3 protein-coding genes are annotated in these 5,012 nt (G+C 47.8%); all 3 read right to left on the reverse strand.

The features are described 5' to 3' along the window. Positions 1 to 105: 105 nt before the first annotated feature. A complete protein-coding gene (locus Q0241_RS01765) occupies positions 106 to 690 on the reverse strand; it encodes a hypothetical protein (RefSeq protein WP_299372118.1) in 585 nt (194 codons plus the stop codon). A 489-nt stretch (positions 691 to 1,179) separates the two neighbouring features. Further along, complete coding sequence (locus Q0241_RS01770) at positions 1,180 to 2,979, reverse strand: hypothetical protein (RefSeq protein ID WP_299372121.1); 1,800 nt, start codon at positions 2,977 to 2,979, stop codon at positions 1,180 to 1,182. A 192-nt stretch (positions 2,980 to 3,171) separates the two neighbouring features. Continuing rightward, positions 3,172 to 4,857: an extracellular solute-binding protein gene (locus Q0241_RS01775; protein ID WP_366941144.1), complete on the reverse strand. Its 1,686-nt coding sequence runs from the start codon at positions 4,855 to 4,857 to the stop codon at positions 3,172 to 3,174. Positions 4,858 to 5,012 lie beyond the last annotated feature (155 nt).

Raw genomic sequence — 5,012 nt, forward strand, 5'->3', positions numbered from 1 at the left:
ATTAACCCCTTTGCACGCATAAACAATTGAGCTAGGGCTAGCCATTTAACATCCTGGACAAAAGTACTGGTAATCAAAGAACTCAACTTACCCCTCCCCAGAATCTTACACAGGTAAAATTTTACGCAACAGTGCAAGCCATGATGGCCTACAGTCTTTTAGAAAAAAAGGAGCCTCTCTAAGCTCGCCACCCCATTTTTCTTTAAAAAACCTAATACCTTTCTCCCCCTCACTCTGCGGAGTTGGCGAAAACCCCGCTAGATCAAACCATTGATCCCCCGCACCTCGACAACATTCCATTATTGCCCAGTGCAAAAAATCCTGGACAGGCAAATTGGATTTCTTTCCTACAGATGTTCTCTTGCTTAAACGCTCCGTAATATACCCATTAAAATTGTAGGTACCTAAGACACCAAGGATCTCCTCGTTTTTTGAAACGGCTACATAATATGAATAGAACTGATGATCAGTCAGATCCCATTGCCGCTCCATACGATCAAGCCGCTCTTCACTCCAACTCTCACTGTAGTACTCTTCACAAAAGTCATGAATGAAACTGGATTTAGTTTCACATTTACGAAGATACACACCAGCTTTCACACATTTATTAATAGCTTTGCGCTCACTGCGGCGCAGAGACTGAAACGCGTCCCCCCCCCCTGTTCCAAATTTACGACTGACGTCAACCAATCATGGCGTATGTAACCGTGAGCTTCCATCCCATCGGCAAAAAAATTCTCTTTTGATTTAATATATCCAAATGGAATAACTGAAATTCTAATAGAACTGACCCTCAAATCTTTGGCTAGTTTATCCACCGCGGCCAGAAGTTGAGAGAACTCCCCATGGCGGTTCGTTTTAGCGACGGGTCCTTCAAAAACCTCCAAGACTCCATTTCCAACGCCCAGAAATCTGGTGAGCACCCGGTGCAGAAAGGAGTTCCTCTTTGAGGGTATCCAACTGGCTAATACCGCAGCTTCTCGAGCCCCATCACACTCACACAACAGGAAATAAGTTTTGCCCTCATGCTCAATATCATAGATATTTGCCCTACATGACAATTGACGTGCCCCCGCATAGCAGTGTCCTTGGGCTAACATCCAACTATCCCAATCATCAGGAGCCTCTGTTGTAACAGAGATATCAAATTTATTCTGCGTTATCACTTTATTCCAAACTTCAGGTTAATTGACGAAGATACTTATCTAACGGGCCAAGGATAGGTTCCCAAGAGTCCTTATACGTCAAGCACGGTTCAATTAACCCATCCACATAGCTCCCATCATTTTTTTTGGGAACACCAACAATATCATATGAAAAACAAAAATTTTCTGGTTTATCAATATACTGATGAGCGTATTCGAAGTCGATTATGACAAGATTCCCTTGCGGAGTAATGAGTACATTATTTCTATTAAAGTCCATCAAAGCATAGCCTTCATCATAAAACAGCTTCAAGACACTTACGATTTCAGCCCCCCGACCTTTTAGAATGCGATCTTGTTCGCTTAAGGAAAGCCCCTCCAAGGCATTTTCAAAATATGGAATTATGAAATAATTATCTCCCCGAGCAAGGACACCCGGAATAAGAGGACTCTTTTTAGAAAAGAGGGACAGTATTTCCAGTTCTCTCTGGAAGTAATCAAGTTCTGACAAGCGAAACGTTTTTTTAACAGCCTTTATGCCGTCAAAATCTACGACCTCAAGCTTTGCTCTACGACGGTGCGAAGGCAGCAGATCAATGACCGGCAAGACTGTTTCGTAAGCTTTCCTTATCCTTGAGACCCTTTCTTTAAGTGAAGCTGTTTCATCAGGCGCAATGATCTCAGCATATTGCCAAGCTTCATACTCATCATCCGAAGAGTGTATAGGGTTTGCATGCTTGGTAATAAGCACTCTCTCCTCAACATACTTTCGCAGATGGCCTTTAAATCTAGAGATATTCGCATTTCGAATATGGGGATGGATAAGCTTCAATTCAGAAGAAGCCTCGACAGGATGATAATCAAAGCAAAGCAATAGAACCGCAGGGCCGCCTCCGGCAATTTTATGAGGGCCTTTGCCCCAATCACCACCTCGGATCCCTCGGTTGGCACGCTGCTTCTGATCACCATCAAGGTAGATCTCAGTCAAAATTTCTAACTTCAAATTGACCTGAAGCTCCTTGCGTAAATCCTCGTATAATCCGTTATCCAAAGTCCATTGCCGAACAACAAAAGCTATAACTTCGCCTTGCACCAAAGAAAGTACGCCTCCAGTGTCATTCATCAATGGGCTGAGGTGAGGATTTATTCCCTCTAGCTTTCTCATCAAGTCAAAAGTGGGAGCAAGTTGATTTTCGTGTAAAAAAGCATGTAAACTAACAAGAGAGCAATCAAGCTCCAACCCTAATGTGCGAGCCATCTCAGAAAGTAGTTCAGGATAGGGGTTCTCCGGATTATCGTTACAAGCATCGCCCCCACTCTCAAGTGGCAACCCAGATTTATAAAATTTATGGTAAACCGCATGATAGGCTAGACTTGCAAAGTACATCTCAAAATTAGGAACGCGCGCGCGCAATTCTGTCAAAACAGCCCCCTTCAGCAATCTCTCTGAAAAGGGAAGCGGGTAATAAGGCAATCCACTGTAGGATAATCCCTTAGATCCATCATGAGAGAATAGATCCACCGGCATATCATTACCCGCCAGAGTAAAGAGATCTTGAATTTTCTCAATATCCTCACTGTGAACAAGGAAGTCCATATCCTCCCCCTCAGGCCAGTCTGGCAACCCCTCAAACCATCGCAGGAGCACATAGCGGACGTTGCGTCTCTCCATTTCACGGAGCAAGCCAACACGCGAAAGCCCTGTACGAATATAGCGGCGATTACGCGGAGACCGCCTTTTCTCCGGCATCAGGTTATTGGCCAAAAAATTCACAGTTGCTTCAGGTAGATTATCCTTCAGGAGATGTTTGAAGCTTGGAATGATCCCCTTCAAGCCCCTGTAGAAAGCATTAAAAGCGCGAATACCGAACCGGCGCCTCTGTCTCCAGATCTCGAACAACCACAACCTCAACTGACTCACAATATGCTCCCCTGAAACACATATCAACCGCAATGGCGTTTCTAAGAACAGCCACATAACTGCAACATTCTTTTCCTACATAAGAAGAGCTTATCCATAAAACTACTACCAGGCGCCTAGCGCCACCTTAACAGAGGCAACAATCCAATCCTGAGTTTCTTCATCAAGATAAGAAGACATTGGTAGACTCAATACTTCCCTTGAAAGTTTTTCCGAAACAGCGAGCCCCCCATTGGAAAGAGGTGCTACTTTATAAGGCTTCTGAGTATGCAAAGGTTGAGGATAATAAACTCCGGTAGGAATACCACGCTCCTTAAGCGCAAGCACAACCCGGTCACGCTCTTTGACTTTCACCGTGTACTGCGCCCAAGAAGAAAACCCGCCAACTATAAGATTTGGAACGACAACATGCCCTCCAAGATTGGCACAATAACGTCTTGCAATCCGATCTCTCGCCTCTAGCTCACTTTGAAATATCGACAACTTTTCGATCAGAACAGCAGCCTGAAAACTATCCAAACGACTATTCACCCCCAACCGCACATTGTCATATTTGTCTGAGCCTTGGCCATGAATACGAATTGACTTGAGGATTTCAGCCTTGTCCATATCATCAGTCAGGATTGCGCCACCATCCCCATAACAGCCCAGGGGCTTCGCGGGGAAAAAGCTGGTTGTCGTGTAATCAGCCAAAACACCGACACGCTTCCCATGCAACGCCCCCCCAAAGCTCTGGGCAGCATCCGCCACGACTATCATTTCATTTTCTTTAGCAATCGCGCTCAATACAGGATAGTTTGCTGGCTGACCGAAAAGATCAACAGGCATAACCACCTTAGGGGTCAAACCCGCTTCTTTTGCAGCAGTCGTGTAGGCCGCTTCAACATCAGCCAGCGCTTTTTCAGCACTTTCGTTGCCTTGCAGGAAGTCCGACAGCTCGGCCCCCAGCGCGTTGTGCAACAGACCGATTTGCGGAAGCATCGGATAAGGGGCTGCGCCGCCTTTGGCAGTTGCAGCTACACCAGCTGCCGCAGCACCCGGTTTGAACCCATCCAGCAGCCAGACCGCATCGTCGTTATTGGCAGCAACCATATCGGCAGTCAAAGCGCCTGCAAGGGCCGCGAACGACGCCTCTGCTTCGGCGTCAGAGACATTTGTCGAAATGGTCAGACCATCCCACCACAGTGTCGCACCGGGCACGCCGCCCGCTTCGACCGATGGGGCCGCAGACAGAACAGTGTTGGATATCACTTCTTCGGAAGACCCTTCGTCATCGAGGATCGCCGCACCACGAGAGCCCCACATGATCCCAAGCGCGGCTTCGCCGGCTTCCCAAAGCGCCTGAGTCTCGTTTGAGGCTTGCGTCAGGTGATCAGGATGGGCGTATTCAACCAAAGCTTTCATAGTCTCCAGCGCGGCAACGCCAGCTTCGCTGTTCACTGTCGGCTCTGCGGAACCCGCCTTGAAGAACTCACCACCGTGGGCAAGGAACGCAAGGTTGAAGGATTCACCCACATTCCAGCCGGCTTTCATGTCCATCACGATGGGATATTCCATCATCCCCGCCTCGCGAATGGCTTTGGCCGCAGCGATAACCTCATCATAAGTGCCAGGTACGCTGTCGATTCCTGCCTGGGCAAGGATGTCGGTGCGTGAAAACAGGTGCTGCGAATTGGCCATGAACGCAATCGCCATGATGTTGCCGTCGATGGTGATCTTCAGGTTATCGGGGATGTTTGCACCATGCTTATCGACCAGATCGTTCAGCGGGCGCACCAGCCCATCGTTCATCAGTTGCGTCAGCGTAGAATTCGCAACGATGACGCTGGTGTATTCAGCCGGGTTCGGCGTCAGTGCCGCGTTCATGATCTGACGCGCCTCTGTGGTGTGGTTGCGGGTAAATTCCGCCGCAGCCGCGCCGCAATTTTCCTCGGCAGTGCCCGCGA

The sequence above is a fragment of the uncultured Kiloniella sp. genome (genome assembly GCF_937128705.1).
In the GTDB taxonomy this organism is placed as follows: domain Bacteria; phylum Pseudomonadota; class Alphaproteobacteria; order Kiloniellales; family Kiloniellaceae; genus Kiloniella.

Excerpts from the sequence above, each read along its gene's own strand:
- Q0241_RS01775 (WP_366941144.1), bottom strand. The coding sequence starts at position 4,857 with ATGAACGATGGGCTGGTGCGCCCGCTGAACGATCTGGTCGATAAGCAT.